Origin of the sequence: Pseudomonas sp. Z3-8 (assembly GCF_051131975.1) — a bacterium.
Lineage (GTDB): Bacteria > Pseudomonadota > Gammaproteobacteria > Pseudomonadales > Pseudomonadaceae > Aquipseudomonas.
Window position 1 is genome coordinate 2,729,383 of the sequence record NZ_CP071643.1, and the last position, 20,754, is coordinate 2,750,136.

The 20,754-nt window shown below is 60.7% G+C and carries 16 protein-coding genes; 5 read left to right on the plus strand and 11 right to left on the minus strand.

What is annotated here, in order from left to right:
* Positions 1-2: 2 nt before the first annotated feature.
* The 6 genes from glgA to J3P94_RS12680 all read right to left on the minus strand — a co-directional run bounded on the left by glgA (position 3) and on the right by J3P94_RS12680 (position 7,397).
* Positions 3-1,574, minus strand: a complete 1,572-nt coding sequence (gene glgA, locus J3P94_RS12655) for a glycogen synthase GlgA (protein WP_434573798.1) — start codon at positions 1,572-1,574, stop codon at positions 3-5.
* 613 nt (positions 1,575-2,187) lie between these two features.
* Positions 2,188-3,150: a D-2-hydroxyacid dehydrogenase family protein gene (locus tag J3P94_RS12660; protein WP_434573800.1), complete on the minus strand. Its 963-nt coding sequence runs from the start codon at positions 3,148-3,150 to the stop codon at positions 2,188-2,190.
* Between the two features lie 12 nt (positions 3,151-3,162).
* Entirely contained in the window at positions 3,163-4,194 is a 1,032-nt protein-coding gene (locus J3P94_RS12665) for an alpha/beta fold hydrolase (RefSeq protein WP_434573802.1), read from the minus strand.
* A gap of 86 nt (positions 4,195-4,280) precedes the next feature.
* Entirely contained in the window at positions 4,281-4,715 is a 435-nt protein-coding gene (locus tag J3P94_RS12670) for a YqaA family protein (protein WP_434573803.1), read from the minus strand.
* Positions 4,715-5,161, minus strand: coding sequence for a DUF411 domain-containing protein (locus J3P94_RS12675; RefSeq protein WP_305500630.1), 447 nt, complete (start codon positions 5,159-5,161; stop codon positions 4,715-4,717). Before J3P94_RS12675 ends, J3P94_RS12670 begins: the two co-directional genes overlap by 1 nt.
* 241 nt (positions 5,162-5,402) lie before the next feature.
* On the minus strand, positions 5,403-7,397 hold the full coding sequence (locus J3P94_RS12680; protein WP_434573805.1) for a methyl-accepting chemotaxis protein: 1,995 nt from the start codon (positions 7,395-7,397) through the stop codon (positions 5,403-5,405).
* Positions 7,398-7,643: 246 nt separating this feature from the next.
* Between J3P94_RS12680 and J3P94_RS12685 the strand changes: the two genes are divergently transcribed.
* Entirely contained in the window at positions 7,644-7,832 is a 189-nt protein-coding gene (locus J3P94_RS12685; RefSeq protein ID WP_186631798.1) for a hypothetical protein, read from the plus strand.
* Positions 7,833-7,839: 7 nt separating this feature from the next.
* On the opposite strand, the gene J3P94_RS12690 is transcribed toward J3P94_RS12685, so the two are convergent.
* On the minus strand, positions 7,840-8,172 hold the full coding sequence (locus J3P94_RS12690; RefSeq protein WP_434573807.1) for a fe2+ zn2+ uptake regulation protein: 333 nt from the start codon (positions 8,170-8,172) through the stop codon (positions 7,840-7,842).
* 263 nt (positions 8,173-8,435) lie between these two features.
* Between J3P94_RS12690 and pvdQ the strand changes: the two genes are divergently transcribed.
* Positions 8,436-10,784, plus strand: a complete 2,349-nt coding sequence (pvdQ, locus tag J3P94_RS12695) for a bifunctional acylase PvdQ (RefSeq protein ID WP_434573809.1) — start codon at positions 8,436-8,438, stop codon at positions 10,782-10,784.
* Positions 10,785-10,833: 49 nt separating this feature from the next.
* Here pvdQ and J3P94_RS12700 read toward each other — a convergent pair whose 3' ends face one another.
* Positions 10,834-11,835: a FecR family protein gene (locus J3P94_RS12700; protein WP_434573810.1), complete on the minus strand. Its 1,002-nt coding sequence runs from the start codon at positions 11,833-11,835 to the stop codon at positions 10,834-10,836.
* A gap of 193 nt (positions 11,836-12,028) precedes the next feature.
* Positions 12,029-16,855, minus strand: coding sequence for a dermonecrotic toxin domain-containing protein (locus J3P94_RS12705; protein ID WP_434573812.1), 4,827 nt, complete (start codon positions 16,853-16,855; stop codon positions 12,029-12,031).
* 195 nt (positions 16,856-17,050) lie between these two features.
* Here J3P94_RS12705 and J3P94_RS12710 point away from each other — a divergent pair, with 195 nt between their 5' ends.
* Positions 17,051-18,103, plus strand: a complete 1,053-nt coding sequence (locus J3P94_RS12710) for an Ldh family oxidoreductase (RefSeq protein ID WP_434573814.1) — start codon at positions 17,051-17,053, stop codon at positions 18,101-18,103.
* Here J3P94_RS12710 and J3P94_RS12715 read toward each other — a convergent pair.
* The gene (locus J3P94_RS12715; RefSeq protein WP_434573816.1) at positions 18,100-18,417 is read right to left on the minus strand and encodes a DUF883 family protein; all 318 of its coding nucleotides are present in this window, start codon (positions 18,415-18,417) and stop codon (positions 18,100-18,102) included. The two genes, J3P94_RS12710 and J3P94_RS12715, sit on opposite strands and share 4 nt — an antisense overlap.
* A gap of 161 nt (positions 18,418-18,578) precedes the next feature.
* Here J3P94_RS12715 and J3P94_RS12720 point away from each other — a divergent pair, with 161 nt between their 5' ends.
* Positions 18,579-18,833 carry a hypothetical protein gene (locus tag J3P94_RS12720; protein WP_003181187.1) on the plus strand — a complete coding sequence of 85 codons (255 nt, stop codon included), beginning with the start codon at positions 18,579-18,581 and terminating at the stop codon, positions 18,831-18,833.
* 3 nt (positions 18,834-18,836) lie between these two features.
* On the opposite strand, the gene J3P94_RS12725 is transcribed toward J3P94_RS12720, so the two are convergent.
* The gene (locus tag J3P94_RS12725) at positions 18,837-19,745 is read right to left on the minus strand and encodes a LysR substrate-binding domain-containing protein (RefSeq protein ID WP_434573817.1); all 909 of its coding nucleotides are present in this window, start codon (positions 19,743-19,745) and stop codon (positions 18,837-18,839) included.
* 84 nt (positions 19,746-19,829) lie between these two features.
* On the opposite strand from J3P94_RS12725, the gene J3P94_RS12730 reads away from it, so the two are divergent.
* Positions 19,830-20,753, plus strand: coding sequence for a carbon-nitrogen hydrolase family protein (locus J3P94_RS12730; RefSeq protein WP_434573819.1), 924 nt, complete (start codon positions 19,830-19,832; stop codon positions 20,751-20,753).
* Position 20,754: the final 1 nt, after the last annotated feature.

Genomic DNA, 20,754 nt, shown 5'->3' on the forward strand with positions numbered 1-20,754 from the left:
CCTCATTGTCTGGCCGATTTTCCCAGCGATTTAGCTACCAGTTGTTCATAAAGTTCGGCATAGGGCTCTACGGCCTTGGACCAGTTGAAGGGGGCCGACATCGCCCGGCAACGCATGGCATTGAGCAACTCGGGAAACTCGAATACCTTGAAAGCCCGGCTCAGGGCCTGCTTGTAGCTTTCCACGGTGGATTCGTCGAACAGGAACCCGGTGATGCCATCCTCGATGGTGTCCGCCAGGCCGCCGGTATTGCGCGCCACCGGCAGCGAGCCGAAGCGCTGGGCGTACATCTGGCTCAAGCCGCACGGCTCGTAGCGCGATGGCATCAGCAGGAAATCGCTGCCAGCGAACATCCGCCGGGCATCGGTTTCGTTGAAGCCGATGCGCACGCCGATCTTGCCGGGGAAGCGCAGCGCCAGTTCACGCATGGCCTGTTCTTCTTCCGGTTCGCCGCGGCCAATGATCGCGATCTGCCCGCCGGACTCGACGATGAATTCGGCGACGGCCTCGGTCAGGTCCAGGCCTTTCTGATACACCAGGCGCGATACCACGGCGAACAGCGGGCCGGTGGTGTCATCCAGGCCGAACAGGTTGCGTACGTGGGCAGCGTTGACCGCCTTGCCTTCCCAGTCGCCAATGGAGAACTGGCGCTGGAGATGTGAGTCGGTCGCCGAATCCCAGCTCTCGTCAATGCCGTTGGGGATCCCGCTGAGCAGGCCTTGTTGGGTTTTGGCGGCGAGGAACCCGTCAAGCCCGCAGCCGAACGCCGGGGTGGTGATTTCCTGGGCGTAGGTAGCGCTGACCGTGGTGATGTGGCTGGAATAGGCCATGCCGGCCTTGAGGAACGACAGCTTGCCGTAGAACTCCATGCCTTCCTGTTGCAGCGCGTGCTCCGGGATGCCCAGCTCCGGGCAGGAAGCCAGGCTGACCACGCCCTGGTACGCCAGGTTGTGGATGGTGAACAGGGTCGGGGTACGTTGGCCGCGCCAGTGCATATAGGCGGGGGCCAGGCCGGCCGGCCAGTCGTGGGCATGGACCAGGTCGGGGCACCAGTGGATCTGCGCCAGATTGGCGGCGATGTCGGCTGCGGCCAGGCCCAGGCGGGCGAAGCGGATGTGGTTGTCCGGCCAGTCGCGGCCATTGTTGGCGCCGTAGGGCGAGCCTTCGCGGGCATACAGTTCGGGACAGATCAGGACGTAGATCACCAGACCGTCGGCCATGTCCATGCGGCCGATCTTGCACGGCGGCAGCGCTGCGTGGCCGCCCAGTTCACCGATGATATGGATCGGATTGCCGCTGTTCATGACTTGCGGATACCCGGGGATCAGCACCCGGACATCATGCAGGCCGGCCATGGCCCGGGGCAGGGCGGAAGAAACGTCGCCCAGGCCACCGGTCTTGACCAGGTCGGCGATTTCCGAGGTCACGAACAGGATCTTCTTGCGGTTGGGGTTCTGTCGAACGACAGGGAGCAGTGCCTTGCCTCCGGTGGCCAGCACCGGTGCCGTCGGCGATTCAGCCGCCGGCGGTAATTGAGAGCGGACTTGCTGTGGTTCCAAGGCAGCACTGATCATAAATAACTCCTATTTCTCGATCTGTTTCCGGCAAGCGCCAGAGCTGTTGTTTCATTGGCCGAATCCTGCGGCCAGGCGCACGAGCGCTACGCAAGGAGAGCAAAGCGCTGCCCAATGCGGCGAAGCGAATCAGGTGAGGGGGCCGTTGCAAGGAATGCTCCAGCAGTTGTTGCCCTTCCTCTAACCTGACCTGTCGCCGTTGTGAAAAGTTTCGACTTTTTTTCCTTCGGATGACCGGTCGGTTTTCCCCACGGAAAGGCAGTCTAGGTCAGAAGCTAGAGCGCTGCGGTTCGGTTCGTCGAATTGTCCGACAATCACGTCGATTGTCGGCAATGTCTTACACGAAGCAGGGGAATACGAACCGACGAAGTGCAGGTTGTTTGAAACATTCAGGGTGTAGGAAGGGCGCGATGGTTCAATCGCGTGCGCGGTTCAACAGCGCTCCGCACCATAAGGGGGCGGGCTGGATGGAGGCGTTTTGATGGCCTATAAGAGGGCGTTGATATGCCTTATGTGGGAGCGAGCTTGCTCGCGATAGCGGTGTGTCAGCCATACAACTGCAACTGATCTACCGCCATCGCGAGCAAGCTCGCTCCCACAGTGGAGGGGATATTCAACCAGCCGCGGTCAGCACCCGGATCGGCTTGCCAGCCGCCCAGGCCTGCAGGTCCTCGATCATCTGGCCGTAGAACTGCTGATAATTCTGCCGGCTCACATAACCCACGTGAGGTGTGGCCAACACGTTGTCGAGGGTTCGGAACGGGTGCTCGGGCGGCAATGGTTCCTCGGCGAATACGTCCAGCGCAGCGCCTGCCAGGCGTTTGTGCCGGAGTGCGTCGATCAGGGCCGCCTCGTCGACAATCGGCCCGCGCGCGGTATTGACCAGCAGCGCCTCGGGTTTCATCCAGCCCAGGGCCTGGGCGTCCACCAGGCCCCGGCTGCGCTCGCTGAGCACCAGATGGATCGAGAGGATATCGGCCTGCTCGAACAGCGCTTGTTTGCTCACGTATTGCACGCCGGCTGCGGCGGCTCGCTCGGCGGTCAGGTTCTCGCTCCAGGCGATCACACGCATACCGAACACCTGGCCGAACTGCGCCACGCGCGTGCCGATGCTGCCCAGGCCCAGGATCGCCAGGGTCTTGCCGTGCAAATCACCGCCCAGGCCCTGTTGCCACAGCCCGGCGCGCAGGGCGTTGGCTTCCGGTACAAGATTGCGGCTCAGGGCCATGATCAGCGCCCAGGTCAGTTCCGGCGCAGCGTGCTTGTAGCTTTCGGTGCCGCAGACCTGGATGCCCAGTGTCGCGGCAGCCTTGAGGTCGAGGGCGGCGTTGCGCATGCCGCCGGTCAGCAATAGCTTCAGGTTGGGCAGGCGGCGCAGCAGCTCTGCGTCGAAGCGGGTGCGCTCGCGCATCACGCAGATGATGTCGAAGCGTTGCAGGCGCTCGGCGAGGGTGTCGCGGTCGGCGGGGTAATCGTGCAGGAAGGCCACTTCACCAATGCTATCGAGCACCGACCAGTCCACCACGTCCCTGGCGACATCTTGCCAATCGTCGATGATCGCTATTTGCACCGCCATGGAACACCTCTATCAGGGAATGGGTTTGTCCAGCCAGCCGAGCAGGGCCTGGTGGAACCGCGCCGGCTCTTCCATTTGCGGCGCGTGCCCCAGGTTGGGGAATTCCACCAGGGTCGACTGCGGGATCAGTCCGGCAACCTGTTTGCCTAGCACCTCGTAACGGCCCAGCCGGGCTTTTACGGCCGGCGGGGCAATGTCACTGCCGATGGCGGTGGTGTCGGAGGTCCCGATCAACAGCAGCGTGGGGACCTTCAGGTCCTTGAACTCGTAATAGACCGGCTGGGTGAAGATCATGTCGTAGATCAGCGCCGAATTCCACGCCACTTGTGTATGCCCCGGGCCCTTGTTCAAGCCGGCGAGCATGTCGACCCAACGCTCGAACTCCGGTTTCCAGCGTCCTCCGTAATAGGTGTTGCGCTCGTAGTTGCGAATGCCCTCGGCGCTGAGTTTCAGCTCGCGCTCGTACCATTGGTCCACGGTGCGGTAAGGCACGCCAAGGGCTTTCCAGTCCTCGAGGCCGATGGGGTTGACCATCGCCAGGCGTTCGACCTGGTCGGGGAACTGCAAGGCATAGCGGGTGGCAAGCATGCCACCGGTGGAGTGGCCCAGCACGATGGCCTTCTGTACGCCGAGGGCCTTGAGCAGGGCCTGGGTGTTGATCGCCAACTGCTGGAAACTGTACTGGTAATGGTCCGGCTTGCTCGACGTGCAAAAACCGATCTGGTCCGGGGCGATGACCCGGTAACCGGCGTCACTGAGCACCTTGATCGAATCGCCCCAGGTGGCGGCGCAGAAATTCTTGCCATGCATCAGCACCACCGTCCGGCCGTTGGCCTTGCCTTGGGCGGGCACGTCCATATAGCCCATCTGCAGCGATTTACCCTGGGACTGCAAGGCAAAATGCTTGAGCGTATAGGGGTACTCGAAACCCTCAAGCTGCGGGCCATAGGCCGGGCCTTCAGGTGGGGTCGCGGCCTGGGCGAGCATTGGCAAGGCAGCGGTGAGGAAGAGGCTGGGCAGCCAGCGGGCAGTCAAACGCGACATGAGCAATCTCCTTGAGGCAACCGGCCGATCCTGGAACGGCTCGATTATGGCGACATTAACCACAGGCAACCCAAGCGCAGGAACGTTCAACCCATCCAGCCGAGGGTCGCCCAGGTGAGCACGCCATAACGCAGGCCTTTGGCGAGCGTCACGATCAACAGGAAGCGCCGCCAGGGCTCACCCATCACGCCTGCGATCAAGGTCAGCGGATCGCCGATGATGGGCAGCCAACTGAGCAGCAGCGACCAGTAGCCATACCGTTGATAGTGCCGACGGGCCTTGTCCAGGTGGGACGGGCTGACCGGAAACCAGCGGCGATCCTTGAACTGTTCCAGGCGTGTACCCAGCCACCAGTTCACCAGGGAACCGAGGACGTTGCCGAGGGTTGCAGCTGCCAGCAGCAGCCAGATCGCGTAACGTTCGCTCAGTAGCAGGCCTACCAGCAGGGCCTCGGATTGCAACGGCAGCAGGGTCGCCGCGCCAAACGCTGCAAAGAACAGCCCGATATACGCCTCGCCCATCAATGGGCCGGATAGTCCGCCACCACGGTTTGCGTCCCGTCTTTTTTCAGCCCGATCACTTGGTAGGCATCGCTCATGCCGTCCATTTCCATGCCCGGCGAGCCCATGGGCATGCCGGGCGCGGCCACGCCAAGCAGGTCGTCGCGTTTGCTCAATGCCAGCACCTGCTCGGCCGGAACGTGGCCCTCGACGAATTTGCCGTTGATTTCGGCGGTGTGGCAGGAACGCAGGTTGGGCGCGACGCCGAGGCGTTGCTTGACCGCGCTCATGTCGGCCTCGACATGGTCGTTGACCTTGAAACCGTTCTCCTGCAAGTGGGATATCCACTTCTTGCAGCAACCGCAATTGGCATCGCGGTGCACATCGATGGTCGCCGGTTCGGCGGCCTGGGCCAGGGCGGAAATGAGCAAGGTACTCAAGGCGAGCAGGTGCAGGGGATGGGCCATGGAAATGGTCTCGTAGCGAACAGTTTGGAAGGAGGATAACAGACTAGCGGCGAGCGGCTGACACGAGGCTGAGGCGCGGATTACAGAATTGTCAGCTTTGCCAAAGCAGGTGGCCGGGGGATGCCGGTGCCTTTTGTGGGAGCGAGCTTGCTCGCGATGGCGGAGGGTCAGCTACGATAATGCTGGTTATGCCGCCGCTATCGCGAGCAAGCTCGCTCCCACAGTTATTGGTGAATGCCTCTTAGCGAACCTTGAACCGCCCCATGATCGCATTCACCCGGCTGTTGGCTTCCAGCAGCTGGCGGGTGTTGTTCTGGCTGGCCAGGCCGCTTTCCACCAGTTCCTCGACCATATGGCGGATCTGCACCATGCTGCGGTTGATTTCCTCGGTCACTGCGCTCTGCTGTTCGGCAGCGGTGGCGATCTGGGTGCTCAGGCTGTTGATCTGGCTGACGGAGCCGGCCATTTCATCCAGGCCCGAGTTGACCCGGGACGTGGCGTCGGCCGCCGATTGGCAACTGGCCTGGGTGTTTTCCATGGCCGCGACCGACGAGGTTACGCCCTGGGTCAGGCGGGTCAGCATTTCATTGATTTCCGAGGTGCTGGCCTGGGTGCGGGCGGCGAGGGCGCGGACTTCGTCGGCGACTACCGCGAAGCCACGGCCCTGCTCGCCGGCCCGGGCCGCTTCGATGGCGGCATTGAGGGCCAACAGGTTGGTCTGCCCGGCGATGGCGCCGATCACGCCGAGAATCTCGGTGATGCGTTGCGCGTCTTGCTGCATGTCTTCGACTTTGCGCGTGGCGCTGGCCACTTCATCGATCAGCGCCACGACGCTGTTGGACGCTTCACCGACCACGACCCGCGAACGATCGGCATGCTCATTGGCGCGCTGGGTGAACGCTGCCGTTTCGGCGGCGTTTTGCGCCACGCTTTCGGCGGTGGAGCTCATTTCGGTGATGGCTGTCACGGTCTGGTCGGTTTCCGAGGCGTGGCGCATCAGGATTTCGCTGGTGTGGGCCGAACTCCGCTGCAGGCTGTCCAGGCCCGAGGCCATGGCGCCGGTGGCCTGGGTGACTTCGCCGATCATGTCTTGCAGATAGGCGATGAACCGGTTGACCGAATGGCCAATGGCGCCCAGTTCGTCTTCGGCACGGATGGTGATGCGTCGGGTCAGGTCGGCATCGCCAGTGGACAGCGCGTCGATATTGCCTTTGAGGACCTTCATGCGGTGGGTCAGTTGGCGGATGGCGTACAACTGCATCAGCACCAACAGGATCACCAGCGGAATCTGCAGCAGGCTCAGCGTGCTCAACACGTCGTCACGCTGGGCGGTGATCAGGCGGGTCGGCAGGGCAGTGGCGAGGAACCATGGGGAGCCTTCGATGGGGCGCATGAAAAACGTGCTGGCCTCACCCTTGTTGTCGAACTCGAGCCGTTGCAACGGCTGGTCACGGTTGGCCAGGCCGGCCTTGACCTGGGCGGCGAACGGCGAGGTAGCCGCCAGCTCGCTGATGTTCTTCAGCACGATCGGCCCGCTGATACGCGAGCTGTTGCTGATGATCTTGCCGTCGGCTTCGACGATCAGCATCTCGGCGCTCAGTTCCGCTTCCTTGCGCGCGATCAGATCGTTGAAAAAGCCCAGGGTCACGTCAATGGTGGAAACGCCGTAAGGCGCGCCGTTCTTCTGGATCGCCATGGCGCAGTTGGTCCGAGGCTCGGCGCTGGCGTCGTCCTTGTAGGCAGCGGCCCAGGCGCATTTGCCGGGAGGGGTGGCCATGCCGCCCTTGTGCCACGGCTGATCGAAATAGTTCGGCGCAGCGTCGCTGTTCCAGAAGGTATTGACCGCCAGTTTGCCGGATGCGTCGCGGTGCCAGAACGTGCTGAACTTGCTGCGACCCTCGGCGCGCTGGTTGGGCAGTGGCCAGATCCCGCCGCCGAACACCTTCAATTCGCCGTATTGATCCACCAGGCCAGGCAATACCTTGTCGATGGCGTCGCTGTCGAGCAGCGGGATGGTCTGGGTGATGCTCCGCTGCTGCGCCTGCACCTTGTTCAGCTCGCCCTGGATCTGTTCCGCGACCTCTTCAATGCGGTTCAGCGCTACTTGTTCCTCGGTCTGGCGCAGCTTTGGCGCGACCAGATAGCTGATACCGACCACCGTCAGGATGGACAGCACCAGGATGAACAGAACCAGGAACAGCGTATAGCGGGCTTGAATGGTGCGGAATGCGGGCATGTAGAGATTCCTTGCACGATGGCGGCTTTCTAGAGACAAGTGGAACGGACGTACTTGTCTTTATCGGCCTATCGCCAGCGGTCTTGAACTCCATGGCGCACATTGTTGGTTCAGGACCTGTCGTAACTGCGCCAAAAACGCTCCGACGGCTGTACCATGGGCATCCGTTTGCGGCCTCGTCATCGCACCGGGCACGAGCCTGGCAGGCGCGCGGAAACAGCACGAATATATTCAGGAAATTGGCAAATGACTCATTCGCAACGTTTGAAATACTCGATCCTGGTGGTCCTCGTTGTCCTGGCAATCATGCTCGGGCTGTCATGGATGCAAGGTAAAGGCATGATCAGCGAGCAGCTGTTTCAATACATTGCTATTGCCGTGGCGGTCATCGTGGTGGTGATCAACGGGGTGATGAGGCGCAAGGTCAAGCCTTGAGCCCCGGCTACTGCTTGGCGTTGAGCACGGCCACCGCACTCGGGTGCAAGCTGTAGCTTTTATCCGGATGGAGGCTGACGACTCCCTCGCTGCACAGGCGCTTGAGCACCTCGCGCACACTGAGGAAGGACAACGGAATGTCCAGCCCCAGCAACTGGCTATGCACACCCCGCACCCCCAGTTGCCGATTCTCTTCGGCGGCCTTGAGCAGCGCATCGATCACCTTCAGGCGGATCAGGCTTGTTCGCAGCCCGTAGCTCTTGAGCAGGCGCCTGATGTGGTCATTGCCGCCGCGTTCCGTTGGTTTGGCGAAGACGTTGTTGGTGGTGCTCATTGACATACGTGCCGATCCTGGCTTGCCCTCCATGGGCATTGGTGCGTTATGCATGTAAAGACTCCTTAACAGCCTGATCAGAAAAGGTCATGAAATGCTCTCCTCTATAAGACGAACGAGGAGGGCCAATCATGAAGGCGGCGATGTGAAAAAAATGCCTGGAAATCAGCAAAGCCCCGCAGTCAGGCGGTTGTCCGCGGTTAAATTTTTTTCATCCGGTTCGTTCCCAAGGGAGGCGTATTGGTTTTTGATCAGGAGTGAGCGTGAGAATGTCCGGGCAGTTATCGAGGTTTTGCCTTGCGGGTGCGTTGCTGGGGATGGCCCTGGGTGTCAGTACCGTTGTCAGCGCGCGAGGAGAGGTGGAGCAGGCCACCGCCGAGATTCGCCGCACCAGTTTTGGCGTGCCGCACATACGCGCCCAGGATGAGCGTGGATTGGGCTACGGCATCGGGTACGCGTATGCCCAGGATAATCTTTGCCTGTTGGCCAACGAGATTGTGACGGTCAACGGCCAGCGCTCGCGTTACTTCGGCCCCGAACAGGTCACCCTGGAGCAGCGGTCCAACCGGGCCAGCGACCTGTTTTTCAGCTGGCTCAACACGCCTCAGGCCGTATCCGGTTTCTGGCAGGCCCAGACGCCCCAGGTGCAGCAACTGGTCGAAGGCTACGTGGCCGGTTACAACCGCGCACTGGCCGAGCGCAAGGCACAGGGCTTGCCCGCACAGTGCGCCAGCGAATGGGTGAGGCCAATCACTGCGCTGGACCTGGTCAAACTGACCCGGCGCCTGTTGGTGGAAGGCGGCGTCGGCCAGTTCGCCGAGGCCGTGGCGGGCGCGCAGCCGCCCAAGGCGACCACACATGCCGACACCTCGATGTCCGGCTTCGAGGTCGCCGCGACCCGCCAGCAGCGCTTCGCCCTCGACCGCGGTAGCAATGCCGTGGCAATCGGCAGCGAACGTTCGTTCAACGGTCGCGGCATGTTACTCGCCAATCCCCATTTCCCCTGGGTGGGCGGCATGCGCTTTTATCAGATGCACCTGACCATTCCCGGCAAGCTGGATGTCATGGGCGCCGCGTTGCCCGGCTTGCCGATGATCAATATCGGTTTCAGCCAGCACCTTGCCTGGACCCATACCGTCGACACCTCCAAGCATTTCACCCTGTACCGCCTGCAGCTCGACCCGAAGGACCCGACGCGCTATCTGCTGGATGGCAAGTCAGTGCCGATGAGCCAGCAGGTGGTCACGGTGGACGTCAAGCAGGCCGACGGACGAGTCGCGCCGGTTTCGCGGGTGGTGTACGGCTCGCAATTCGGGCCGGTGGTGCAATGGCCCGGCAAGCTGGACTGGGACAACCGCTTCGCCTACAGCCTGCGGGATGCGAACCTGGAGAATGATCGGGTGCTGGCGCAGTGGTACGCCATGAATCGGGCGGTCACGCTCAAGGATCTGCAGGCGTCGGTCCAGCGGATCCACGGGATTCCCTGGGTCAATACCCTGGCGGTGGACGACCAGGGACAAAGTCTCTACATGAACGTTTCGGTGGTGCCCAACGTTGACGCGGCCAAGCTGGCGCGGTGCAGTGATCCGAGGGCCGGGCTGAAACTGATCGTGCTGGATGGCTCGCGCAGCGAATGCAACTGGAGCGTGGACCCCAAGGCCGCGCAAAAGGGCATCTATGCCGCCGACAAACTGCCGCAGTTGTCGCGTCGTGATTACGTGCAGAACTCCAACGATTCGGCCTGGATGGTCAATCCCGCTCAGCCTTTGTCCGGTTATTCACCACTGATCAGCCAGCCGGACCAGCCGCTGGGGTTGCGCGCACGTTTCGCGCTGGATCGGCTGGGCCAGTTGGGCAAAGACGAACCGGTGCAAGTGGATGAGCTGCAGCGCATGGTCATGGACGACAAGGTTTACCTGGCGGACCAGTTGATGCCGGACCTGCTGGCCTTCTGCGCCGGGGACCTGAAGGCTGATGCCGCAGCTCTGACTGAAGTATGCACCCGCCTGAAGGCCTGGGATCGCACGGCGAGCCTGGACAGCGGCGTCGGCTTCGTGCATTTCCAGCAGATCATGAAGACGCTGCAAGCCGTGCCTGATACCTGGCGCGTCGCGTTCGATCCGAAAGATCCGCAACACACTCCGCGGGGCCTGGCAATCGAGCGGCCTGCGGTGGCCGAGGCGCTGCGCCAGGCCATGCTGGCTTCACTGGAGTCGGTGAAATCGGCAGGGCTGGCGGCGGACAGCCGCTGGCGGGACGTCCAGGTTGCCAGCCAGGGCGGTCGCCAGACGCCGATCCACGGCGGCCCGGCGGAGCTGGGAATCTATAACGCGATCCAGAGTGTGCCGGGGGCGAACGGCAAGCGGGAAGTGGTCAGCGGCACCAGCTATCTGCAAGTGGTGACATTCGATGGCAGCGGCCCCCAGGCCCAGGGACTGCTGGCGTTTTCCATTTCCAGTGACCCGGCCTCGCCTTACTCGGCGGACCAGACCCAGGCGTTCTCGAAGCGGCAGTGGAGCACGCTGCCCTTTACCGAACAGCAGATCAAGGCCGATCCGAACTACCAGGCCAAGGTCATCCGCGAGCGTGATGAGGCGGGTAGGGTCGCGACGCAGTAAGGCAGCTTTGTCGTGAAGAAAAGCCGCGACCCGAATGGGCGCGGCTTTTTTAATGTTTGGCCGGATGATGACCGATGGAATTGAGGACCAGGTTGCCGTCCTGGTTCTGGGTCAGATAGATCGGCAGGACCTTGGGAAGCGAGGGCACGAGGTTCTTCACTTCGTTGAGGTTGTAGATGCCCCCGACACGCAGGGTGCCGGTAGCATGGTCGGCCAGCATGACGGGACGTTCGAGGTAGCGATTGATCAATGGCAGTGCGTCGGAAAGGGCCAGGTCATTCAGCACCAGCTTGCCGTTGCGCCAGGCCAGGGAGCTGTCGCCGGGTTCAATCTCGCGTACCTGCGGCTGGAAATCGCCCGCCTTGTAGCTTGCCTGCATCCCCGGTGACAGTTGCGAGCCGCCCGCAGTGGCGTTCATGTTGCTGGTCACCCGTACCGAGCCTTCCACCAGTGTGACCCGAACCTGGTCCTGATACATCCACACGTTGAAACGGGTGCCTGTCACACGCACCTGTCCCTGGCCCGCCCGAACGACGAAAGGATGCCGGGTGTCGTGACTGACATCGAAGAACGCCTCGCCTTTTTTCAGCGTGACCCGACGCTCATGCTTGTAGTTGGCGAACACCAGTTCGCTGCCAAGATTGAGCTCCACCTGGCTGCCATCGCCCAGCGTGACATGACGTACGCTCGCGCCGGCTTCCAGGCGCTGGTACGAGTCAGGCAGCCAACCCATGTTCCAACCGGTAAACGCGGCCAGGGGCAAGCCCAGCGCGATCACCGCGGCGGCGACAGCCAGACGGCTCCAACGCGGCCGTGGCCGCCGGGCTGGCGGGGTCGGCGCGGATTCGACACGCGGCAGATGCTCGGCCACGCCCCAGATTTCCAGCATGGCCTGGTATTCGAAAGCGTGCAGAGGGTCGGCGTCATGCCATTGCTTGAACGCCAATCGGTCGGCATCGGTGCAGTCATCAGCGTGCAAACGCATGCACCAATGCGCGGCCGCATCGCTGATGGCGTCGTATTCGGCTTCCGAGAGTATTCGTTCGGTCATTGGCTGTTCCTGGTTTGCCGCATTCTAACCTTCGACGGCAGCTGCCGAGAACAACCGACATGGCGATTAAGCATCAAATACCCTTGTTTTTCATGTGATAAAGCCGGGCGTTGCCCCGTATAGCCTTACCGTCGCACGAGCGGCGTGAAAAAAAGATCAAATCCACCTGCCTTTCGGGCACCGGATAGCCCAGCTATGGCATGACGATCGGGCCCGGGTCGATTTGGCGCCCCAGTTCACAGATGAGCAGAGTCATGGAGTCAGCATTTCGCAGTAGGACATCGATGCGTTTGTCTGCCCGAACCGGATCCAGGAATGCATCACGCGCCTGGTCCATGGTGCTGGCGCCTGTTATTTCAAGGATTTCCTGTGCCAGGTCATCAAATTCTGGAAACAGCTCCAGGCTCTTGAGCGTGTTTGTGGTTTTGTCCACCTCCATGAACAGCTGCGTCCGGGGAGTGGTCAGCGAAAACCCATCGCGTTGCAGCGCCACTTGCTTGTCATGTTCCTTTTTTGCGTAATGAGTCACCGTAGATATCAGATCCGCAAATGGCCGGGCTATATCCAGATAAGCGATGTCGAGCGTATCGAAGAGTTGATGTGAAAGCTCGTGGATGAATGTCGCCGCCTGGGCGTGAGCATCGACACCAAAAGAGTTCGGCACGACGGTTCTGTACCAACCCAGGTTCATCTCGAAAAAATGTTGGGTAAGGTAGATTTTTCCGGTCTTTTTGGCCCCAAACACAAAGGCGGACGCTCCTTCGTTTATGTATTTAAGGGAGCCAATAACGATGCGCTCTCCATTCAGTAACTCCCAGGCTGGATCAGCCAAAGCCTGGCAAACCGGCGAGATCGCCGCGAGTATCTTCTGCACATGGCTGCTGTCGACCGTGTTGACTCCTAAAAACCCTTTGAGAAATTTGTCCACCCGAGAGCCTGGGATTACGTTGTGTCTGACCAGATTGAGGTTGTGAAGCGTGTTGGCGCAGTAACCCCTCGCCGTCGCGAGTGCTTGCAGAATCATATAGGCGTGGTGCGGATATTTAAGTCGTATTTCCGTCATGCCACGGGCTTCGATGTTAAGGGATTTGGCGGCCCTGTAATCGCTGTAGATATTGCTCAATGTCGACATCGCCTTGCCATAGCGAATGTTCTGCAGTTGCGGGTCAATCACCCATTTCCGGCTATCAGGCGGGTTCTTCAAAAGGGGGCCTTCACCGTCTGGATGGATGATGCGCCAGAGGTCGTGGGCTTTTGCTATCTGAAAAACCTTGCCGGCGACAGGAGCGTAGAGCTTGCCGGACGCTAGCGCTTTGTAGGTGCCGTCGGCGGTATTCGCTTGGAGGTCCTTGAGACTGACATCAGCCGCTTCGAATGCCTGCAGGTCGGTGCGCGCTGCCGCTGTGGAACTGATTTCGCCCCATTTCGGTGGAACCACGGTCGGGGCGTCCTGCGAAACGGGTGTTGGGGGATCGAGGAGTCCGCCGGTGTCGTCGCGATTGACCAGGCCAAGTGAAACCATTTCCGCCGCGCCGGCGATAAAGTTGCGTAAGCCGTCTTTCCAGCGACCCTGCTGAAAGGCTTCGGAGGAGCCGTAGAAGTATTTGTAGCTGTCCCAGAGCGTCTCGATAAAAGCCAACTTGCCGGAAAACATCCTGCCCAGGGCCTTGACGCCAGAGCTGAGCAGATGCGTGACCGCTTCCCAGTCAAACTGCCGTTCCTTATCTGTTTGGGTAGCGAGCATCGCGGGCAGCAGCCTGGTATTGTCGTTGAACAAGGTATGCAGCACGTTTGTCTGGATCGGGTTCGAGGCCAGAGTGATTTCGGATAGCTTTCCGATCGTCTCTGCGAAGAGGTTTTTGAAACTGGCTTGCTGGTTCTCGGGGAGCCTGCGAATCAGCAAGTCCTGAAGCGCCCCTGGCTTGTTGAAAGCAGCGACGATGCTCGCTTCGTCCTTGAACTCCATGAAGTTGTGTCCTTCATGATAGGGCGCATACAGGACGTGGGAACTTGCGTTGGTATTGGACCCGATCAAGTAAAGGCCCAATGCCTGGACCGCCGTGGCCCCCTCGGTCTTGATCAGTTCAAGCGGACGGATAAACGCGCCGGCGCCTTCCACGGCCTGGCGGGCGACGGCGTCCGGCATGTCCAGCACCTGGCGGATCAAGTCGAAAGCGCTGCTGGAAAGGTGCTGCTGTAGATGCAACGCATGCGCGTATTGCAGAAGTTGCCAGGGTAGTTGTCGGCAGAACCGCTGCTTGCGCTGCTGGACGTTGGCGGAAGGCCCGTCAAGTTCATTCCGCACACGAGTTGCATAGGTGGTGGGGATATCCAATGACAACAACATCTGCTTGATGGTTGCCTCGTTCAAACCCAGCGGGAGTTGCTGCGTGGACATTGAAGACACTTTAAATCCCGAGCCTTGAATAAGGTTGACATGACGCAGGGCGAAGTCGGTCAATGTGCCGGCAGGCCCCAACAAGGCAAGGTTCGGTGTGATTTGAATCGCGTCGGGATCAAGGTCGTTTTTGCCGAAGCGTGTTTCCAGCAATCCCTTCAGTTGTTTCCCGACATAAGCATGCAAGGGTTCGATACCGTCCAGGTAGTCCTTGTCATCGTCCACGCTGTTTTTATATTGCTCAAGCAACTCGATATGCAGACGTTGATCGTCAAGGGAGGCCGTGCCGAGCCAGGCGGGAAGCTTCTGTTGCCAGCGGATGGCCCGGGCGATCTGTGCGGCACGGGTCAGATTGGTGGGTGCGCCTTTGTTCAGGAGCGCATCAAGGCTTTTTTCCAATGCAGGCCCGGTCGGGCGCCAACTTCCAATTTCCAATGCGCTCAAGTAATCATGGTCAGCCTCAAGCTGCTTGACGAACGATCTCATCCGATTGACCGGCACATTGTCTTCAACCAGTTCAAACGCTTCGATTTGATACTGCCGATGAGGGAGGTGCTGGGCCGTAGTGAGGTTTTGCAGTAAATCAAAGCGCTTTCGGGGATCGAGCAAGCGTCGGTTCAGTTGTTCCGTCGCCAGTTTGACGGACGAAAAAACATGTAAGCCTTCGGTGGGCGTCCAAAAGATAGCCATGCCCGAGTTCGGCGTATCCAGGCCGCCGCGCTCGGTCAACAAGAAACAATTGGCCAGCGATACGACGTCAGTTTCTTTGCCCGTGGTGCAGGCCAGTTTCAACGAGTAAACATCTGGCCGGAAGCCTCTGACCACGGTACGTTGCTTGCGGTCCGGGTAATTGGAGTCGTGAACAAAAACTGCGTCGATGAGGTTGCGCGCCGCAAGCGGCAGTGTTCCGTTGAGGTCCCTGAGTTCGGCCTCGGCCTGTATCCCCAGGGAGAAAGCACTCGCCAGCTTTTCTGGCAGCTCCTGCAGCGCTGTTCTCAACGAGGTTTTGTTGGACACCGGTAATTGGGAAAACAGCTCGTTGGTAGCCTGTTCAACATTGGTATACGTCTGGATCTTTCGCTGGACCTTATCGGCTAACAGGTTCGACGGTCGATGGTTTCCATAGAAAGACGGGCGCGTGCCCCATCGGCCATCGGTTGTTTGCCTCAACAGGTCCGGGTTGATAAAGCTGCGTATATCCAGGGCCTTATCGAGCAATGCGTTAACATCCACGTCGCTTTGGCGGGACATCTCCAGCGCGTAATGCAGGTTATCCCGCTGCTTGTCGATAATTGCTTCAGCCAGAAATTCGGACATGGGCAGCGAAATTTCCTTGCCCGATACATGCGGCTTGTCAAAGCGCAGGAAGCGGTTACGCTCTTCCAGGCTCAGCAGGCTATACAGTTCTTCCTTTCGCTCGGCAGGCGCGGACGTATTGAGCAGTGCCTCTTCAAAACCCTGATGGTTGACCACTGTCTGAAAACCCTGACCCGGGGTATACAGATAGTGCCCATCACAGCTGACCATCAACGAGCCCGCGAGCTCCACGTAGTGCGGCCCATGTTCCGAAAGCCGGATGGTTTCGATAAACAGCAGCCGTTCTTCCGGGCCTGATGGCCGGAACAGTCGAAGCAGCTCTTGGCTCTGCGCCGCAGTCAGCTGCTTTTTTTCCCGCATGACCAGGATATTCGCCCGCAAAGCCGCGTTGATAACCCGGGACAAAAAGCTGCGGCGTGAAATATGGTCCGGACCCAGGGCATTCCAATAGGCGTCAATTTCGTCGGTCATTTGGGGAATCAGTTCGCGGGCGACGACTTTTACCACCGTTTCCCAAGTCCGCGCATTGTCCGGCGTTGGATCTGTCTTGTGGTGGAAAAAATCAACGGTATGCCCTGAAGGCCAGCCCTGATGATGGAAGTAGAACAGGACCGCGTGACTCAACGACATGTTCCTGGTCACCTGGCTGGCCTTCGGATCCTGCAGAGCACCAAACACGCCAAGGGCCACGCGTACCTGTCTATGATCGATATCCGGCAGCACCTCCTTCAGGACACGGTCGAACATGGAAGTAAGCGAGGGTAGTCTGGTCAGTTCGTCCACCATCGCCAGGTCATTCAGCTTTTGCGCACCTTCGATGGATTCCAGCTGAGTTGTGAAAACATCCCCGTCGATGGTCAGCCTTGCCGTTCTGAGATGAGTTGCAGCGTTAAGTTTGTTGCGCTGGGAAATCGACAGGAAATGGAACAGATCGTCACGGTCCGCTGGGCTTTTCAGCATCTGCTCGATTGCGCTTTTGAGGGTCTCCCGATTGCTGAATTTCTTGATCCCGCCATACGGTGTATAGAGGAAAGCAGGTCTGATAGTCGGCGAGTCGACGCTTGGCCAGGCACTGAGCGTAAAACAACCCGCCAGCGCTATCGGGGGTTGCCCTTCGCCTGCGCATAAAATCGTTTCCGCCAGCATCGGTGGCTGCTGCGCCTCGCGTAATGTGTGGCTTTCCAGGGACACGTGATGCAGCCACTCAAGGTCTGCCTGCGTCAGCCCGTGGTTGTGATTCAGTTGATCCAGGCGGCTGGCATTCAGTACCTCAGGAAATAATAGCGGGGTAGTCTTAGTGGCCATGTTGCTTCTCGATCAAGGCACCGCAAGGCGGCGCGTCGGTGGTTGAAGCGGCTAGACTAGCCAGCGCCCGATCAACGAAGGTGGTACATAATTACCGCAATCAAGGTTGATCGTGCGCCCCAAACGCGGTATCTGATCCACGGGGCAGTTCCCGCTACGCTGTTGCTACCTCCAACAATCACTATGGAGCTTCAGATGTCCGCACCATCCAATCATGCCGGTTCTGGCAGCTTGTCCTTTGACGCTTTGGTGAGCTTGCTGGAGCAGATTTTCCTGCGCCATGGCACATCGAACGACGTCGCCCGCACCTTGGCCGAGAACTGCGCCGGCGCCGAGCGTGATGGTGCCCACAGCCATGGGGTGTTTCGCATGCCCGGGTATGTTTCGACGTTGAACAGCGGCTGGGTCAACGGCCAGGCCGTGCCGATCGTCGAGGATGTTGCGTCCGGGTTCGTCCGGGTCGATGCCTGCAACGGCTTTGCCCAGCCCGCCCTGGCCGCCGCCCGCCCATTGCTGGGGGAAAAGGCTCGCAGCGCCGGTATTGCGGTGCTGGCGATACGCAACTCCCACCACTTCGCCGCGCTGTGGCCGGATGTCGAGCCGTTCGCCTATGAAGGCCTGGTGGCCTTGAGCGTGGTCAACAGCATGACTTGTGTGGTGCCCCATGGTGCGGATCGGCCATTGTTCGGTACCAATCCCATTGCTTTCGCCGCCCCACGCAACGGCGGCGAGCCGATCGTTTTCGACCTCGCTACCAGCGCCATCGCCCATGGCGACGTGCAGATTGCCGCGCGCAAAGGTGAGCGATTGCCTCCCGGCATGGGGGTGGACAGCCTCGGTCAGCCGACCTGTGATCCGAAGGCGATTCTGGAGGGCGGCGCGCTACTGCCGTTTGGCGGTCACAAGGGGTCGGCCTTGTCGATGATGGTGGAACTGCTGGCGGCCGCGCTGACGGGGGGCAACTTTTCGTTCGAGTTCGACTGGCACAACCATCCCGGAGCCAAGACTCCCTGGACCGGACAGTTGTTGATCGTGATCGATCCGAGCAAGGCCGCCGGCCAGGATTTCGCTTCACGCAGCGAAGAATTGGTCAGGCAGATGCACGGTGTCGGATTGCGTCGGTTGCCAGGGGATCGCCGACACCGTGAGCGCAGCAAGTCCAGCGAACAAGGGATTGTGCTGGACGAGCAGACGCTGGGCCAACTGCGCGAGTTGGCGGGGCTACAGGCTTTTTTACCTGGGGCTTAACGGCGTCCCAGCAACAAGCCCACCACGAGCCCGAAACCCGCGGAAATCGCTACGGTCTGCCAGGGATGGCCGCCGATGTAAGCCTGCGTGGCGTCGACCATCGGGCGCGTGCGCTCCCGTGCGCTGGCGACCGAATCCAGGGCTTGGCGCAGTTTCTGTGAAATCTGCTCGCGCAGGTTCTCCGCGTCTTCGCCAACCAGGGCGGCACCGCTCTTGAGCAGCTTCTCCGACTCTTCGATCAACGCTTTCAGTTCGCTGAAGGCTTGATCCTTGATTTGCTCTCCGTTCGCTTGCGCGGCGCTTGTGCGAGCCATTGAAGTACTCCTTGAGGTTGATGGCAGTGAACAATGGAGTGTTGCGCTTGGGCAAAAGTTGCAGCAGTTGGCGTGGCCCGGGGCCGCTGGCAAAAATCATGGTTAAGACGTTTCTATGCAAGGTGTAAGATGGCGCCTATTTACGCAACAGGAAATTCCCCATGAGTTTCAATCTGGCTGACAAGCCCCTGGCCGAGCGCGCGGCGCTGGAAGATGAAAAATCCCGACTTTTCGAGCTGTGGCAAAACAACCTGGGCAAGGCCAAGGGTGACGCTGCGCGGTTGTTTGGCGAACGCTCCAAGCGCAAGGGCAAATGGGCCGAGTGGGTGCGCGCCGAGCTGGACGGCATGTCGCCTCCGGAGTACGCCAACATGGTGCGCAGCGAGGTCAATCGGCTGATGGCCGCGAACAAATAAACCTCAACTGAACGTTTCAATGATCGCCTCGCGCACTTTGTCCGCGGCAGGGTCCCGCTGCGCATGGGTCCGCCACCCTAGCTCGATCGGGTAGCGCGGCAACGCCAGCGGGCAGGGCAGCAACGACAGGCCGCTGAGCGCCGCGATGGCCTTGGCGGCATGGTCTGGAATGGTCGCCACGGCCTGGCTGCCCTTGAGCAGGAAGGGCAGCGCGGCGAAGTGAGTGGTCGAGGCGCTCACCCGCCGGCGCAGACCGAGTGCGGCCAGTCCTTCATCAGTGATGCCGATGAAACCGCCCGATGAAACCAACAGATGCTCCCGCGTCACGAACGCTTCCATACCCAGGCCCTGCTGGCCCTCCGTTAGGCTGGCAGGGTCGACCAGGCAGGCGTAGCCGCCTTCGCCGAGAACCTGGCGACTCAATAGCCGTTCGGTAAATCCCCCCGCTGTGATCGCCAGGTCCAGGCTGCGCTCCATCAAGGCGCGACCGACGATCTGGCTGTGGGTCTGGCGAAAGATCAAGCGCAGCCCCGGCGCTCGTCGCGCAACTTCCTCGATCAATCGCCGGCCATAGGCAATTTCAAAATCATCCGACAGCCCGACGATGACTGAACGGCCCCCGTAGTGGCTGGCGCCCGGATCGATCATCGCCAGGCTCTGGCGGCATTTGTCCAACGCTTCGCTGATCACCGGTTTCAGTTGGTTGGCCCGCAATGTCGGCGCCAGGCCGCGGCCGGTGCGCACGAACAATTGATCGTCGTACACGCCTCGCAGCCTGCGCAGCGCGGCGCTGATGGCCGATTGAGTGACGCCCAGGCGCAGTGCGGCGCGGCTTGCACTGGATTCGTCGTGCAGGGCTTCGAAGGTCTTCAGCAGGTTCAGGTCTACATCAGCGATATTCATTTGCTTCATATCTTTTAGCAGCGGACAGGGCTTTATTCATGATCCGTCGGCGCCTGAGAATCAGCAACACTTGAAATCACGGAGTTGAAGACCATGCCCAAATCCATCGTGGCTGCCCTGCAGATCGGCTCGCTGCCAGGCGGTAAAGGCGAAACCCTCGCGCAGATTCTTTCCTACGAAGATGCCATTCGTGAGGCCGGTGCACGCCTGGTGGTCATGCCCGAGGCGCTGCTGGGCGGTTACCCCAAGGGCGAGACTTTTGGCACCCAGCTCGGCTATCGGCTACCGGAAGGGCGCGAAGCGTTCGCCCGCTACTTCGCCAACGCCATCGACGTGCCCGGTGCGGAAACCGAGGCGCTGGCGGGTCTTTCGGCGCGAACCGGGGCAAGCCTGGTGCTGGGCGTCATCGAGCGCGCCGGCAATACGCTGTACTGCACCGCGCTGTACTTCGAACCGGACGCCGGCCTGGTCGCCAGGCATCGCAAACTGATGCCCACCGGCACTGAGCGGCTGATCTGGGGCAAGGGCGACGGTTCGACGTTACCGGTGATCGACAGCCAGGTCGGGCGCGTGGGCGCGGCGGTGTGCTGGGAAAACATGATGCCGCTGCTGCGCACCGCGATGTATGCCAAGGGTGTAGACGTCTGGTGCGCGCCGACGGTGGATGAGCGGGAGATGTGGCAGGTGAGCATGCGGCATATCGCTCATGAAGGGCGTTGCTTTGTGGTCAGTGCTTGCCAGGTCCAGGCCTCGCCAGCAGAGCTGGGTATCGAGGTGGCGAACTGGCCGGCGGAGCGGCCGTTAATCGCGGGCGGCAGCGTGATTGTCGGGCCCATGGGCGACGTGCTGGCCGGGCCGTTGAGGGGCTCCGTCGGATTGCTGACTGCTGAAATCGATACCGATGAGCTGGTGCGGGCGCGTTACGACTATGACGTGGTCGGGCACTACGCCCGGCCGGATGTATTCGAGCTGGTGGTGGATGAGCGAGCCAAGCCGGGCGTGCGCTTCATTGCATGAT